Below are 14,611 nucleotides of genomic sequence, written 5' to 3' on the forward strand. Positions count from 1 at the left end.
CATCACCATCGCGGCGAAGTCGAGGTAGGGATTGGACAACGGATCGGGGAAACTCACCTCGACGCGCTTGGCATTCGGGTTGTTGGTGTAGGGGATGCGGCAGGAGGCCGAGCGGTTGCGCGCGGAGTAGGCCAGCAGCACCGGGGCTTCATAGCCCGGGACCAGGCGCTTGTAGGAGTTGGTCGACGGATTGGTGAAGGCGTTGATCGCCTTGGCGTGCTTGATGATGCCGCCGATGTAGTGCAGGCAGGTCTCGGAGAGGTCGGCGTATTTGTTGCCGGCAAATACCGGCTTGCCGTCCTTCCAGATCGACTGGTGGCAGTGCATGCCCGAACCGTTGTCGCCATAGACCGGCTTCGGCATGAAGGTGGCGGTCTTGCCGTAGATGTGCGCGACCTGGTGGATGCAGTACTTGTAGATCTGCATCTGGTCGGCCATCAGCGTCAGCGTGTCGAACTTCATGCCGAGTTCGTGCTGGGCGGAGGCGACCTCGTGGTGATGCTTCTCGACCTTGACGCCCATCTTGGCCATTGCGCCCAGCATTTCCGAGCGCATGTCCTGCACCGAGTCCTGCGGCGGAACGGGGAAGTAGCCGCCCTTGGTGCGGATGCGGTGGCCGAGGTTGCCGCCCTCATATTCGGTGTCCGAGTTGGTCGGCAGTTCCGATGAATCCAGCTTGAAGCCGGTGTTGTAGGGGGTGGTCTGGTAGCGCACGTCGTCGAACACGAAGAACTCGGCTTCCGGTCCGAAGAACACGGTGTCGCCGATGCCCATCGACTTGACCATCGCTTCGGCCTTCTTGGCCATGCCGCGCGGGTCGCGGTTGTAGGGCTCGCCGGTGGTCGGCTCCAGCACGTCGCAGGTGATGACCATGGTGGTTTCGGCGAAGAACGGATCGATCGTCGCGGTGACGGGATCGGGCATCAGGGTCATGTCGGATTCGTTGATCGCCTTCCAGCCGGCGATCGAGGAGCCGTCGAACATCGTGCCCTCGGCGAAGATTTCCTCGTCGATCATGCTGATGTCGAAGGTCACATGCTGCCACTTGCCGCGCGGATCGGTGAAACGCAGGTCGACGTATTTGACGTCGTTGTCCTTGATCGACTTCAGGACGTCTTTGGCGGTCTTCATGAATACCCCTTCTGGCTTACAGGTCATCGCGATCGGGCCGCGGGCGGCGACCGTCAGGCATGGTCAATACAATCGGGCCAAGCCCAATACAATATCAGAGTGCCGATACGGGATCGGCGTGCCGCCAAAAGCGGCAGATCAGATGGCGTCCAGCCCGGACTCGCCGGTCCTGATGCGAATGGCTTCCTCGATGTTGGAGACGAAGATCTTGCCGTCGCCGATGCGGCCGGTCTGGGCGGCGCGCCGGATCGCGTCGATCGCCTTCTCGACCAGGTCGTCGCCGATCACGATCTCGATTTTGACCTTGGGCAGAAAGTCCACGATGTATTCGGCGCCGCGATAGAGTTCGGCATGCCCCTTTTGTCGCCCGAAGCCCTTGGCTTCGGTAACGGTGATGCCTTGCAGTCCGACCTCCTGGAGCGCCTCCTTCACCTCGTCGAGCTTGAATGGCTTGATGATGGCTTCTATTTTTTTCACTGAACGCCTCCCGGGCACTTCCATGTTGCAGACTGCAGGTTGGTTTCACGAAGCGCGTGGCGCGCAAGCGGTCGAGTCTGTTCCGGACCCTCATGGCATGACGGTCCCGAGCCAGCTTCCCCAAAAGCAGGGTCTATGCCAAGTTGTCACGTTGCCTGATTTTGAAATGTTATCAGACTTTTAACAGGCAGGGACCAGCGCTTGGAGCGACATGCCATGATACTGTAGCCTACAGAATAGGCAAACAGGTCAATCGGTGTGCAGACGGCACCGACCAGATGTGTGCGCGAGACGAGGAATGCCTCAGGATGAGGCGCGTGGATCGGGAATTCGGCATGGAAGTTCTTACAACCGCCGAGATGGATCGGGCCGACCGGCTGACCATTGCCGCGGGCACGCCGGGGTTCGCGCTGATGCTCAGCGCCGGTCAGGCCGTTGCCGAAGCCGCGATGGATCTGGTGGAGGAGGGGCCGATCCTGGTGGTCGCCGGCGGCGGCAACAATGGCGGCGACGGTTTTGTGGCGGCGGCGGAGCTGGCGGCGCGCGGCCGCGAGGTCTCGGTCATCCTGCTGTGTGAAAGGGACTCTTTGCAGGGCGATGCCGCCTCCGCGGCGAAGGGCTGGAAGTTTCCGGTGCTGCCGTTCAATCCGCAGGCGATCGGCAAGCCCGCGCTGATCATCGATGCGCTGTTCGGCGCCGGTCTCAACCGCCCCGTCGAGGGCGAACCCTACGCGATGATCGCGGCCATCAATGCCAACGGCGCGCCGGTTCTCAGCGTCGACCTGCCGAGCGGCATCAACGGCACCACCGCAGCGGTCATGGGCATCGCCGTCAACGCCACCGAGACCGTGACGTTCTTCCGGCGCAAGCCGGCGCATCTGCTGATGCCGGGCCGGATCCATGCAGGCCGCCGGGTGCGCGTCGCCGATATCGGCATCGCCCCCGACGTGCTCGCGGAGATCAAGCCGCAGACTTTCGAAAACGTGCCGCAAACCTGGCGCCTGTCGTTTCCGGTGCCGCGGATCGAGGGCCACAAATACGCCCGCGGCCACGCGGTCATCGTGTCAGGAGATATCGCTGCGACCGGCGCGGCGCGGCTGGCGGCGCGGGGCTGTCTGCGCGCCGGGGCCGGGCTGGTGACGCTGGCATCGCCCCGTGAAGCCCTGGCCGTCAACGCCGCGGCGCTGACCGCCGTGATGGTCCACGCCATCGACAGCGCGGTCGAGTTCGCGCAGTTGCTGGGCGACCGGCGCCTCAACGCCGTCGTGATCGGTCCCGGCGCCGGGATCGGCGACCGCACCCGCGATTTCGTTCTCACCGCGCTGTCGGCGCAGCGCAGCCTCGTGCTTGATGCCGACGCGCTGACCAGCTTTGCGGCGGCCCCCGATCGGCTGTTCGAGGCGATCACGGGGTCGCCCGACAAGCAAATCGTGCTGACGCCGCATGAAGGCGAGTTTCCGCGGTTGTTCAGCGACATCAGCAACAAGCATCCCAATCGCTCGAAACTGGAGCGGGTGCGGGCCGCCGCCGAACGCAGCGGCGCCGTCGTCCTGCTCAAGGGACCGGATACCGTGGTGGCCGCGCCGGACGGACGCGCCATCATCGCGTCCAATGCGCCGCCCTGGCTTGCCACCGCCGGCGCCGGCGACGTGCTGGCAGGGATGATTGCCGCGATGCTGGCCCAAGCCGTGCCGGCGTTCGAGGCCGCCTCGATCGGCGTCTGGATGCACGGCGAGGCCGCGCGCGAGGCGGGGCCAGGCCTGATCGCCGAAGATCTGCCGGAAGTGCTGCCGGCGGTATTCCGGCGGCTCTATGACGAGTTCGGAATCGACTATTGAGACAAGAAGACTGTCATGCCCATTCGCGGACGATGACGCCGGTGCAAGCCGTTCACACCAGATATTTTGCCACGGCTGCCTCGTCCCATGACAGTCCGAGGCCGGGTCCGCGTGCCGTCACCGCGCCATCGATGATTTCGATCGGCTCGGCCAGAACCGCGCGGGCGAGGTCCAGAACCTCGAGCCAGTGCGCCGTCGGCGTCACCGCCAGCATGTGGGCACTGGCCTCGGCAAACAGGTGACTCGACATCGGGATCGAGGCCGCGTCGGCCTGGCCGGCGATCCGGAGCCAGCCAGTGACGCCGCCGCATTTCATCAGGTCGGGCATGATGAAATCGGAAGCGCCGACCGCGATCGCTTCGGCAAAGCCGCGCGGGAACCACCAGTTCTCGCCGGCCTGGATCGGGGTCGGTGACAGCTCGCGGACTTCGGCGTGGCCGAGCAGGTTTTCCTGCGCCACCGGTTCTTCGATCCAGTGCAGATCGTAGGGCGCCAGACGTTCGATCCGGCGTGTTGCTTCCGCGGGATCGAGCGATTGGTTGAAGTCGATCATCAGCGCGATGTCGGGACCGATCAGGTCGCGAACCCCTTTGACCACCCGCTCGTCATTGGCGGCGTCGCCGTCGCCACCCTTGATCTTGATGCCCCCAAAACCCTGGTCGAGCGAACGCTTGAGGTCTTTGGCGTCGGCTTTGGGATCGACCACGCCGTAGCTGTCATAGGCCCGGATCGGCCGCGCTGATCCGCCGAGCAACACGGCCAGCGGCTGGCTCGCCGCCTGGCCCAGCGCATCCCAGAACGCCATGTCGAGGCCGGACACCGCCATCCCGACCAGGCCCTGCCAGCCGAGCAAGCGGAATTTGGCGTCCATCGCCGCCATCAGGTCGAACGGCGCGATCGCCTTGCCGCTGAGGTCGCGGCCGATCTCCTCGATCAGCAGCACCAGCGGTTTCAGGGTCAGTCGGGTGTAGGCGAAGATGTAGGAGTGCCCGGTAACGCCTTGATCGGTCTCGACATCGATCAGCACCAGCGGCGCTGCCTCGATCACGCCAAAGGCGGTTTTGACCGGCCGGCCGATCGGCGCGACGACCGTGCGGGCCCTGACACTGCGGATGGTGAGAGTGGTTTTGCTCATGCGGGTCTCCTCACTCGACACTGTACCACCTGACGAGGCGCGGCGCCGCCCAGTCGGTCGCGACGGATTCGATCAGCCAGCGGCCGGCGTATTCGGCGGCAAAGGCGATCCGCTGGGTCTGCCCCGGCTCGATCGCCAGCGTGTCCAGCCAATACGGTTTCCAGCCGTCGTCGAGGCGGTCGAGCAGGCGGAAATGATGGCCATGCAGGTGGAACACTGTCGTCATGGCCGCGCGGTTGGTCAAGGCCAGCACCACGACGCGGCCCGTCTTGGCGCGGAAGGCGGGGGCGGCGGAAATCGCAAAATTCGCCGGCGTCACCCACTCGGCCGGCGATCCGCCGAGCGCCAGATCGACCCGCAACGCGCTTTTGAGATCGAGCCGGGCCGGCAGGCCGTTGGAGGCCAGCTCGGCGGCGGCGGGGAGCGGGGCTGGTCGGTTCGCCGGCTGTTCCGTCACGACCAGCCTGCCGAGCGTGCGCGCTTCCTTGCCGTCGTGGAGCAGGATCGGTGAGTTCGAGCCCGCAGCTCCGGTGACATCCACAAAGGCGTCGACCCGGCCTCCCGGCGGCAGCACCAGCGCGCCGTTTCGCGCCGGAAACGGCTCGGCCGGCTGGCCGTCGATCGCCATCACGCGGACCTCGTGGTTCTCTATTTTGACAGCAATGACATTGCGTTGGCAGCCATTGATGAAGCGAAGCCGCAGCCGCTGGTGGATTCGGGCGTGGATGTCGGCCGTGGTCACCCCGTTGACGGTGTAGAGCGAATCCGCGTTCCCGGGATCGCGGCCCGGCGCGATCGCGGTCCCGTCCGGGCGCAGCCGCCAGTCTTCGATCAGCATCACCTCGTCGCGATCGACGGAAACCGGCTCGCTCTCGCCAACGATCAGCGCGCGCACCGCGGAAGGGCGCGCCTGGCCATCGCCAAGCAGCCTGAAGTCGCACAGGAACGTTCCGGCGTGACGCAAGGGAATCACGAGGGTTTCCCGTGCCCCCAGTGCCAGCGGCGGCCGCGCCGCCAGCGGTTCGGCGCCGGGAACCCCGTCGATGCCGCGCCAGCTCGTGGCAATCGGAACCGGCAGTCTGTTTCCGAGCGTGACCTCCAGCGTCTCGCCGCGCTTGAACCGGAAGCCCGCACCGGATGCCGGCCCCTCAAGCGTCCATACCGGAGTGCCGGGGCCTCCCGGACGCAAGCCGACCACGGCCTCGTTGGCCTGCAGGGCCAGCGACGAACGCCCCTGGGCGGCCGTGATCGACGGGATGGCCGGGGCGAGGGCGGTTGCGCCCAAACCGGCCAGGAGGCCGCGTCGGTCGAGCCTTGGAATGCGATCTGCCATTGCCGATCCCGATCATTTTTGCCTTGAGAAGTCCAGCCGTCGCAGCTACGTCCAGAAGGCTCGAAAACGGCCATTTTTTTGCTGCGAACAGGTGAGCCCATGTTATAAGCCCGCCGCCCGCCGCATCGCGGCCGAACGAGATGCTCATAGCGGGCGTGGCGGACTTGGTAGACGCGCTGGATTTAGGTTCCAGTGACGAAAGTTGTGGGGGTTCGAGTCCCTCCGCCCGCACCAAGCGCTGACCGCGTGTGCATAGAATTGCTGGAGGACCCGTCTCCAAAGGGGTGATTTCCCCGGGGATGGGGCCGCCGAACCACCGGCGCAGGTGATGAAGCCTCGCGCGACCAGATTGACAATGTCCGTGCCGAAAGAGGCCGGACCAAGCGGGAAGAAGATGGACGCCATGCAGGTCACAGAAACCCTCGTAGAGGGCTTGAAGCACGAATTCCAGATCAGCGTTCCCGCATCGGATCTCGATGCCAAGGCGGACGTCAAGCTGGTTGAGCTCAAGGACAAGGTCAAACTCAACGGCTTCCGCCCGGGCAAGGTGCCGGTGAGCCACCTCAAGAAGGTGTATGGCCGCTCGGTGATGGCCGAGACCATCGACCAGACCATCCGCGACACCAACACGCAGATCTTTACCGAGCGCGGCTTTCGCCTCGCCACCGAACCCAAGATCACCATGCCGACGGAGGCCAAGGAGGTCGAGGACATCCTGTCGGGCAAATCCGATCTCACCTACACCGTCTCGATCGAGGTGGTGCCCGCGATCGCGCTCGCCGATTTCAAGAGCTTTACCGTCGAGAAGCCGGTCGTTGAAGTCACCGACGCCGACGTCGACGAGGCCATCAAGCGCATCGCCGACCAGAACAGGCCCTATGCCGCCAAGGCCGAGGGCGCCAAGGCCGAGACCGGCGACCGGGTCACGATCTCCTTCAAGGGCAGCATCGACGGCGTGCCGTTCGATGGCGGCGCCGGCGAGGGCATCCAGGTCGTGATCGGGGCCGGGCAGTTCATTCCCGGCTTCGAGGAGCAGTTGATCGGCATCGCGGCCAATGAGACCCGCACCCTGAAGGTCTCGTTCCCGAAGAACTACGCCAGCGAGAAGCTCGCTGGCCAGGCGGCCGAGTTCGAGACCACCGCGACCGCGATCGAAGCGCCGCAGGACAGTGTCGTCGATGACGAGTTCGCCAAGACGCTCGGCCTCGAATCCCTCGACAAGCTGAAGGAAGCCGCGCGCGAGCGGCTGGTGGCCGAATTCGCCGGCGCCACCCGCCAGAAGGTCAAGCGCATGCTGCTGGACCGGCTCGACGAGGCCCACCGCTTCGAGGCGCCGCCGTCGCTGGTCGAGGAGGAGTTCAACCTGATGTGGAACTCGATCAAGGCCGAGATGGAGTCGGGCGGCAAGACTTTCGCCGACGAAGACACCACGGAAGAGGCCGCCAAGGAAGAATACCAGAAGATCGCCGACCGCCGGGTCCGGCTCGGCCTGGTGCTGTCCGAGATCGGCGAGAAGAACAAGATCACGGTCACCGACGACGAAGTCAGCCGCGCGGTGATCGAGCGCGCGCGCCAGATGCCCGGCCGCGAGAAGGAAGTCTGGGACTACTATCGCAGCAATACCAACGCGCTCGCCCAGCTTCGTGCACCGATCTACGAGGACAAGGTGGTTGATTTCATCCTCGAATTGGCCACCGTGACTGAAAAGAAGGTCACCCGCGAGGACCTCTACAAGGACGACGACGCGGAGAAGAGCGCCGCCTGACGGGAGCCATACGTCAGTCCGGCGTTAAGGTTGAGGAGCGAAACCGGCATGGCGGCGGCATCCGTCCTATGCCCGGCCAGGCGAATCAGCTTCAACTGCAGCCAGTTCCGCCAGTCATTGCCCCGGTCTTGTTACCGGGGAATTGGCCCATATCTGAACCTTGAAGTCCTGCATCACGGGGCGTTCGTCCGCGCCCGGCAACCTCTCTTCGCTGCCTGCCGGTGGATGTCCGCCTCCAAACTTTCTGCTTAACCCTTGGGTGACTAATGCGCGATCCCGTCGAAACCTACATGCAACTCGTGCCGATGGTGGTCGAACAGACCAACCGCGGCGAACGCGCCTACGACATCTTTTCGCGCCTGCTGAAGGAACGCATCATCTTCGTGACCGGGCCGGTCGAGGACGGCATGGCGACGCTGACCGTCGCGCAGCTGCTGTTCCTCGAGGCCGAGAATCCGAAGAAGGAAATCTCGATGTACATCAACTCGCCCGGCGGCGTGGTGACGTCGGGCCTTGCGATCTACGACACGATGCAGTTCATCCGTCCGCCGGTTTCGACCCTCTGCACCGGGCAGGCGGCGTCGATGGGTTCGCTGCTTTTGGCCGCCGGCCACAAGGACATGCGCTTCTCGCTGCCGAATTCGCGCATCATGGTGCACCAGCCCTCGGGCGGCTTCCAGGGCCAGGCCACCGACATCATGCTGCACGCCCAGGAAATCCTGAACCTGAAGAAGCGGCTCAACGAGATCTACGTCAAGCACACCGGCCAGACCTTCAAGGCGATCGAGGATGCGCTGGAACGCGACAAGTTCCTCACCGCCGAGATGGCCCGCGACTTCGGCATCGTCGACAAGGTGATCGACAAGCGCCAGGAAGAAGTGGCGGCCAAAGCCCCCTAGAAGACCCCGTAATTGTCCGGTGTTGCGCATTGCCTGGGGCAGGATCGGCTGCCCGAGCGGGACAGCTATGCTCCCAATGGGCAGCAAGTTCTGCTTTCGTGCCGGTCTGGCGGCGTGGCAATCGCGCAACGCCCGGCCGATTTCGACAGGTTCGCCTCGCGTGAACGCCGCAAATCACGGTATTGTCACGGGTACCGGGTGGCCCGGCAATTAGCGAATTCTTGATAGTCGGGTGCGACCATGGTTGGCTAGCTGGGATAGGTTATGCTTTGCGGGGGATTCGAGTTGAGCCGCGATTCGTGCGGTATCTGAAGCTAGGGTCTTTTTTGGTACGGATTTTGCTCTATCTAGGACCTGTGCCGGCCCAGTGCCGGAATGGGGCGATCGAGCGGACGAGATCGAACGGCGGACGGAGATAAGAATGAGTAAGGTCGGCACGAGCGACTCCAAGAACACGCTGTATTGCTCGTTCTGTGGCAAGAGCCAGCACGAAGTCCGCAAACTGATCGCGGGTCCCACGGTATTCATCTGTGACGAATGCGTCGAACTGTGCATGGACATCATCCGGGAGGAAAACAAATCCTCGCTGGTGAAGTCGCGCGACGGCATCCCGACCCCGAAGGAAATCTGCAAGGTCCTCGACGATTACGTGATCGGCCAGAGCCACGCCAAGAAGGTGCTCTCGGTCGCCGTCCACAATCACTACAAGCGGCTCAATCACCAGACCAAGCACAATGACGTTGAACTGGCGAAGTCGAACATCCTGCTGATCGGTCCGACCGGCTCGGGCAAGACGCTGCTGGCGCAGACGCTGGCGCGGATTCTCGACGTGCCGTTCACCATGGCCGATGCGACGACGCTGACCGAAGCCGGCTATGTCGGCGAGGACGTCGAGAACATCATCCTGAAGCTGCTGCAGTCGGCCGACTACAACGTCGAGCGCGCGCAGCGCGGCATCGTCTATATCGACGAAATCGACAAGATCAGCCGCAAGTCCGACAACCCCTCGATCACCCGTGACGTCTCGGGCGAGGGCGTGCAGCAGGCGCTGCTGAAGATCATGGAAGGCACCGTTGCCTCGGTGCCCCCGCAGGGCGGCCGCAAGCATCCGCAGCAGGAGTTCCTGCAGGTCGACACCACCAACATCCTGTTCATCTGCGGCGGCGCGTTCTCCGGGCTGGAGAAGATCATCTCGGCACGCGGACGCTCGACCTCGATCGGCTTCGCCGCCCAGGTGCTGGCGCCGGAAGACCGCCGCACCGGCGAGATATTCCGTCACGTCGAGCCCGAGGATCTGCTGAAATACGGCCTGATCCCGGAATTCGTCGGCCGGCTGCCGGTGGTCGCCACGCTGGAGGATCTCGACGAGGCTTCGCTGAAGAAGATTCTGACCGATCCGAAGAACGCGCTGGTGAAGCAGTATCAGCGGCTGTTCGAGATGGAGAATATCGAACTCACCTTCGCCGACGAGGCGCTGGGCGCGGTTGCCCGCAAGGCGATCGAACGCAAGACCGGCGCGCGCGGCCTGCGCTCGATTCTCGAAAGCATCCTGCTGGAGACCATGTTCGATCTCCCGGGACTGGAAGGCGTCGAAGAGGTCGTGATTTCGCGCGAAGTCGTTGAGGGCACCGCGCGTCCGCTTTACATCTATGCCGATCGTTCCGATCGCGCCGTCGAGAGCAGCGCCAGCGCCTGATCGCGCTCCCGCTGCCGGGGATCAAGTTTGCGTAAGCGTCGGCCGCCGGTTTCGGCGGCCGCTGTTGCGTCGCTTTTTTCCGCGTGAGCCGCCGAATGGCGGGCCTTTCCCGCGACTTGACACCCCCATGGCCGATAGCCACCTAATGCTGTCGGTGATGAAGAACTAACCGTTAGATTCGCCGATCAAACGATCCGGGAATGCAGGCCGCGATGCGGTCGGCCGAACCGGACCTTACAGGCACCTTGTGGCGGTTGCGCAAGATCGCGGACTGCGAGCAAGGGGGCACAACAAAAGGAACAGGCCATGACGCCCCCCAAACCCCGGCCATCTATCGTTCACGGCGAAAGCCATTCCTATCCGGTGCTGCCGCTGCGCGACATCGTGGTCTTCCCGCACATGATCGTGCCGCTGTTTGTCGGCCGCGAGAAATCGATCCGGGCGCTCGAAGAAGTCATGAAGAATGACGCGCTGATCATGCTCGCGACGCAGAAGAACGCGTCGGACGACGATCCGAACCCCGATTCGATCTATGAAACCGGCACGCTCGCCAGCGTGTTGCAGCTGCTCAAATTGCCCGACGGCACCGTCAAGGTGCTGGTCGAAGGGCTCGAGCGCGCACGCGTGCAGAAATACTCCGACCGCGCGGAATATTACGAAGCGACCGCGGTCGCGCTCGCCGATACCGACGCCACGTCCGTCGAGGCGGAAGCCCTGGCGCGCTCGGTCGTGTCCGACTTCGAGAGCTATGTGAAGCTCAACAAGAAGATCTCGGCCGAAGTGGTCGGCGTGGTCCAGGCCATCACCGATTTCGCCAAGCTCGGCGACACCGTGGCCTCGCATCTCGCCGTCAAGATCGCCGATCGCCAGGGCATCCTGGAGACGTTGTCCGTCACCGCGCGCCTGGAAAAGGTGCTCGGACTTATGGAGAGCGAGATCTCGGTGCTGCAGGTCGAGAAGCGCATCCGCTCGCGCGTCAAGCGCCAGATGGAGAAGACCCAGCGCGAATATTATCTCAACGAGCAGATGAAGGCGATCCAGAAAGAGCTCGGCGACGACGAAGGTCGCGACGAGCTGGCCGATCTGGAAGACAAGATCGCCAAGACCAAGCTCTCCAAGGAAGCCCGCGAGAAGGCGCAGCACGAGCTGAAGAAGCTGCGCCAGATGTCGCCGATGTCCGCGGAAGCCACCGTCGTGCGCAACTACCTCGATTGGCTGCTGTCGATCCCGTGGAACAAGAAGTCCAAGGTCAAGAAGGATCTGGTCGCCGCGCAGGCCGTGCTCGACAACGACCACTACGGGCTGGAGAAGGTCAAGGACCGTATCGTCGAGTATCTCGCGGTGCAGTCGCGCGCCAACAAGCTGACCGGACCGATCCTGTGCCTGGTCGGGCCTCCCGGCGTCGGCAAGACCTCGCTCGGCAAGTCCATCGCCAAGGCGACGGGGCGCGAATTCGTGCGCGTTTCGCTCGGCGGCGTGCGGGATGAAGCGGAGATCCGCGGACACCGCCGCACCTATATCGGCTCGATGCCCGGCAAGATCATCCAGTCGATGCGCAAGGCGAAGACCTCGAACCCGCTGTTCCTGCTCGACGAGATCGACAAGATGGGCGCCGATTTCCGCGGCGATCCGTCGTCGGCCCTGCTCGAGGTTTTGGACCCCGAGCAGAACGGCACCTTTGCCGATCACTACCTCGAGGTCGATTACGATCTTTCCAACGTGATGTTCATCACGACCGCGAATACGCTGAATATTCCGGGACCGCTGATGGACCGCATGGAGATCATCCGGATCGCCGGCTACACCGAGAACGAGAAGGTCGAGATTGCCCGCAAGCATCTGATCCCGAACGCGGTCGCCAAGCACGGCCTCGACTCCAAGGAGTGGTCGATCGACGACGACGCCTTGCTGCTGATGATCCGCCGCTACACCCGCGAAGCGGGCGTGCGTAACCTCGAACGTGAGCTTTCGACACTCGCCCGCAAGGCGGTGAAGGAACTCATGATGTCGAAGAAGAAGACGGTGAAGGTCACCGAGAAATCCCTCGAGGAGTTTCTCGGCGTGCCGAAGTACCGCTATGGCGAGATCGAGAGCGAGCCCCAGGTCGGTATCGTCACGGGCCTGGCCTGGACCGATGTCGGCGGCGAGCTGCTCACCATCGAAGGCGTCATGATGCCCGGCAAGGGCAAGATGACGGTCACGGGCAATCTGCGCGACGTGATGAAGGAGTCGATTTCGGCGGCGGCATCCTATGTCCGCTCGCGCGCCGTCGGCTTCGGCATCGAGCCGCCGCTGTTCGACCGCCGCGACATCCACGTCCACGTGCCGGAGGGGGCGACCCCGAAGGACGGACCGTCGGCCGGCGTCGCGATGGCGACCGCGATCGTCTCGATCATGACCGGCATCCCGGTCCGGCACGATGTCGCCATGACCGGCGAGATCACGCTGCGCGGCCGCGTGCTGCCGATCGGCGGCCTGAAGGAGAAGCTCTTGGCGGCGGCCCGCGGCGGCATCAAGACGGTGCTGATCCCCGAGGACAACGCCAAGGATCTCACGGAGATTTCCGATGCGATCAAGGGCGGCATGACCATCATCCCGGTGGCCCGCCTCGACGACGTCGTCGCGCAGGCCCTGGTGCGGAAGCCGGTGCCGATCGTCTGGGAAGAGGACACCAAGGTGCCGGTCAAGGGCGACACCGACGAAGCGGCCGGTGGACTTACCGCGCACTGAGCAGTTTAGCCTGCAATGAGATACCAGCGGCGTCCCACGGGGCGCCGCTTTTTTTTGGTTAGCGGCCCGGCTTGCGCCCGGGGGCAGGGCAGCGGTAAACAGGCGTCGAGGGCGGCTAGCTCAGCTGGTTAGAGCATCTCGTTTACACCGAGAGGGTCGGCGGTTCGAATCCGTCGCCGCCTACCAGCCTTCGCCCGCTGCGCGGGCTTCGGCTGGGCAAGCCAGGGGCGGAGCCCGCCTTTGTGTGAGCGATCGTGAAGCGAAGAGAGGCGCGCCGAAGTTGCGAGGCAACCAGGCGGGCAGGTTAGACCGGAGGTCCGCCATGAGAGTTTTGCTCGCCGCCATCGTCTTCGCGCTTCTGGCCGGGCCGGCTTTTGCCCAAAAATCGATCCCCAAATACGGGGAACTCGAGGGCAAGCCCGAGCATGAGATCAAGGCCGAAAAGGAAGCGGAGCGGGCCTATCAGAAGTCGCTGGGCCGCATCCCCGAACAGAAGGGGTCTTCCGATCCCTGGGGCACCATGCGCGGCGACAGTGCGCCGAAAACCGTTGCGAAGGATCCGCCGGCGAAGCGGGCCAAGGCCGATGGCGCGAAATAGCGCGTGATGGACACGCCGGCAGGCCACGATCTCAACGCGGACCAGATTGCCTACTGGAACGGCCCGGCCGGCCAGCGCTGGACCGACCGGCAGGCGTCGCAGGACGTGCTGCTGGCGCCGGTCACGGAGATCCTGATCGACCGCGCCGGGGTCAGGCCCGCCGAGCGCATCATCGATGTCGGGTGCGGCTGCGGCGCCATCGCCCTGGCGCTGGCGCATCGGACAGGCCCGGCCGGTCATGTGCTGGGCGTCGATATCTCGGCGCCGATGCTGGCGCGGGCGCGGCAGGTCACGCCGGCGGGCCAGCCGGTCGAGTTCGTGCTGGCGGATGCCACGGTCTTTCCATTCGAGCCTGAAAGCTTCGACCTGCTGGTGTCGCGGTTCGGCGTGATGTTCTTCGCCGAGCCGGCGGTGTCCTTCGCCAATATGCGCCGGGCGCTGCGGCCTTCGGGACGGCTGGCCTTCGCCTGCTGGCGCGAGCCGCGGGAAAATCCGTGGATGATGGCGCCGCTGCAAGCGGTCTACCGGCACGTACCAAAACTGCCGCAGCAGGGGCCCGAAGACCCCGGTCCGTTTGCCTTCGCATCCGGGGCGCGCGTGCAGCGCATTCTGGAGGAGGCCGGGTTTTCCGGCATCGCCCTGGAGCCGTGCCATTTCGAACTCGATCTCGCGATCGGCCGCGGCCTCGATGCGGCGGTGGAGGCGGTGCTGGAGATCGGCCCCGCCAACCGCGCGCTCGATGGTCAGCCGCCGGAGGTGCGCGACGCCGCGAAGGGTTCGATCCGCGAGGCGCTGGCGCCGTTCGCCAGCGGGCAGCAGGTGCGGCTGGGCGGCTCGATCTGGATGGTGACGGCGCGGGCTTCCTGAGCGCCGCACCGGCGTGAAAAGGTATTATCGTAGGGTTGTCTTTGCATTGCATGGGGTTGTTTTCGATATTTTGAGTCCGGGCCCTTGGTTAGGCCCGCTCCTCAAAAATCATCGCCAGATGCACGATGGTCTGCGCGGCCTT

At 64.4% G+C, this 14,611-nt stretch carries 11 protein-coding genes and 2 tRNA genes; 9 read left to right on the plus strand and 4 right to left on the minus strand.

The features are described from left to right. Both glnA and Q8R73_RS25870 read right to left on the minus strand, forming a co-directional pair. On the minus strand, positions 1 to 1,131 hold a 1,131-nt coding region (gene glnA / locus Q8R73_RS25865; RefSeq protein ID WP_305722383.1), incomplete at its 3' end, for a type I glutamate--ammonia ligase. Between the two features lie 138 nt (positions 1,132 to 1,269). After that, entirely contained in the window at positions 1,270 to 1,608 is a 339-nt protein-coding gene (locus Q8R73_RS25870; RefSeq protein WP_011441447.1) for a P-II family nitrogen regulator, read from the minus strand. A gap of 335 nt (positions 1,609 to 1,943) precedes the next feature. On the opposite strand from Q8R73_RS25870, the gene Q8R73_RS25875 reads away from it, so the two are divergent. Next, positions 1,944 to 3,446: an NAD(P)H-hydrate dehydratase gene (locus Q8R73_RS25875; protein WP_305722384.1), complete on the plus strand. Its 1,503-nt coding sequence runs from the start codon at positions 1,944 to 1,946 to the stop codon at positions 3,444 to 3,446. Between the two features lie 52 nt (positions 3,447 to 3,498). Here Q8R73_RS25875 and Q8R73_RS25880 read toward each other — a convergent pair whose 3' ends face one another. After that, entirely contained in the window at positions 3,499 to 4,581 is a 1,083-nt protein-coding gene (locus tag Q8R73_RS25880; RefSeq protein WP_305722385.1) for an enolase C-terminal domain-like protein, read from the minus strand. A gap of 10 nt (positions 4,582 to 4,591) precedes the next feature. Then, positions 4,592 to 5,914: a multicopper oxidase family protein gene (locus Q8R73_RS25885; RefSeq protein ID WP_305722386.1), complete on the minus strand. Its 1,323-nt coding sequence runs from the start codon at positions 5,912 to 5,914 to the stop codon at positions 4,592 to 4,594. A gap of 149 nt (positions 5,915 to 6,063) precedes the next feature. Here Q8R73_RS25885 and Q8R73_RS25890 point away from each other — a divergent pair. The 8 genes from Q8R73_RS25890 (at position 6,064) to Q8R73_RS25925 (ending at position 14,469) form a co-directional block, all read left to right on the plus strand. Continuing rightward, a tRNA-Leu gene (locus Q8R73_RS25890) sits at positions 6,064 to 6,148 on the plus strand. 169 nt (positions 6,149 to 6,317) lie between these two features. Next, on the plus strand, positions 6,318 to 7,679 hold the full coding sequence (tig, locus tag Q8R73_RS25895; RefSeq protein WP_305722387.1) for a trigger factor: 1,362 nt from the start codon (positions 6,318 to 6,320) through the stop codon (positions 7,677 to 7,679). A gap of 266 nt (positions 7,680 to 7,945) precedes the next feature. Continuing rightward, positions 7,946 to 8,578 (plus strand): ATP-dependent Clp protease proteolytic subunit, encoded by a 633-nt coding sequence (locus Q8R73_RS25900; RefSeq protein ID WP_305722388.1) that lies wholly within the window; start codon positions 7,946 to 7,948, stop codon positions 8,576 to 8,578. Between the two features lie 421 nt (positions 8,579 to 8,999). Further along, on the plus strand, positions 9,000 to 10,274 hold the full coding sequence (clpX, locus tag Q8R73_RS25905; protein WP_027537232.1) for an ATP-dependent Clp protease ATP-binding subunit ClpX: 1,275 nt from the start codon (positions 9,000 to 9,002) through the stop codon (positions 10,272 to 10,274). A gap of 306 nt (positions 10,275 to 10,580) precedes the next feature. Continuing rightward, the gene (gene lon, locus Q8R73_RS25910) at positions 10,581 to 13,004 is read left to right on the plus strand and encodes an endopeptidase La (protein WP_305722389.1); all 2,424 of its coding nucleotides are present in this window, start codon (positions 10,581 to 10,583) and stop codon (positions 13,002 to 13,004) included. A 109-nt stretch (positions 13,005 to 13,113) separates the two neighbouring features. Continuing rightward, positions 13,114 to 13,190, plus strand: a tRNA-Val gene (locus tag Q8R73_RS25915). Positions 13,191 to 13,326: 136 nt separating this feature from the next. Further along, complete coding sequence (locus Q8R73_RS25920; RefSeq protein WP_305722390.1) at positions 13,327 to 13,602, plus strand: hypothetical protein; 276 nt, start codon at positions 13,327 to 13,329, stop codon at positions 13,600 to 13,602. A 6-nt stretch (positions 13,603 to 13,608) separates the two neighbouring features. Further along, positions 13,609 to 14,469: a class I SAM-dependent methyltransferase gene (locus tag Q8R73_RS25925; protein ID WP_305722391.1), complete on the plus strand. Its 861-nt coding sequence runs from the start codon at positions 13,609 to 13,611 to the stop codon at positions 14,467 to 14,469. Positions 14,470 to 14,611 lie beyond the last annotated feature (142 nt).

Source organism: Bradyrhizobium sp., assembly GCF_030697065.1.
GTDB lineage: Bacteria > Pseudomonadota > Alphaproteobacteria > Rhizobiales > Xanthobacteraceae > Bradyrhizobium.

Excerpts from the sequence above, each read along its gene's own strand:
- Q8R73_RS25875 (WP_305722384.1), top strand. The coding sequence starts at position 1,944 with ATGGAAGTTCTTACAACCGCCGAGATGGATCGGGCCGACCGGCTGACC.
- Q8R73_RS25920 (WP_305722390.1), top strand. The coding sequence starts at position 13,327 with ATGAGAGTTTTGCTCGCCGCCATCGTCTTCGCGCTTCTGGCCGGGCCG.
- Q8R73_RS25880 (WP_305722385.1), bottom strand. The coding sequence starts at position 4,581 with ATGAGCAAAACCACTCTCACCATCCGCAGTGTCAGGGCCCGCACGGTC.
- Q8R73_RS25925 (WP_305722391.1), top strand. The coding sequence starts at position 13,609 with ATGGACACGCCGGCAGGCCACGATCTCAACGCGGACCAGATTGCCTAC.
- tig (WP_305722387.1), top strand. The coding sequence starts at position 6,318 with ATGCAGGTCACAGAAACCCTCGTAGAGGGCTTGAAGCACGAATTCCAG.
- Q8R73_RS25885 (WP_305722386.1), bottom strand. The coding sequence starts at position 5,914 with ATGGCAGATCGCATTCCAAGGCTCGACCGACGCGGCCTCCTGGCCGGT.
- Q8R73_RS25900 (WP_305722388.1), top strand. The coding sequence starts at position 7,946 with ATGCGCGATCCCGTCGAAACCTACATGCAACTCGTGCCGATGGTGGTC.
- clpX (WP_027537232.1), top strand. The coding sequence starts at position 9,000 with ATGAGTAAGGTCGGCACGAGCGACTCCAAGAACACGCTGTATTGCTCG.
- lon (WP_305722389.1), top strand. The coding sequence starts at position 10,581 with ATGACGCCCCCCAAACCCCGGCCATCTATCGTTCACGGCGAAAGCCAT.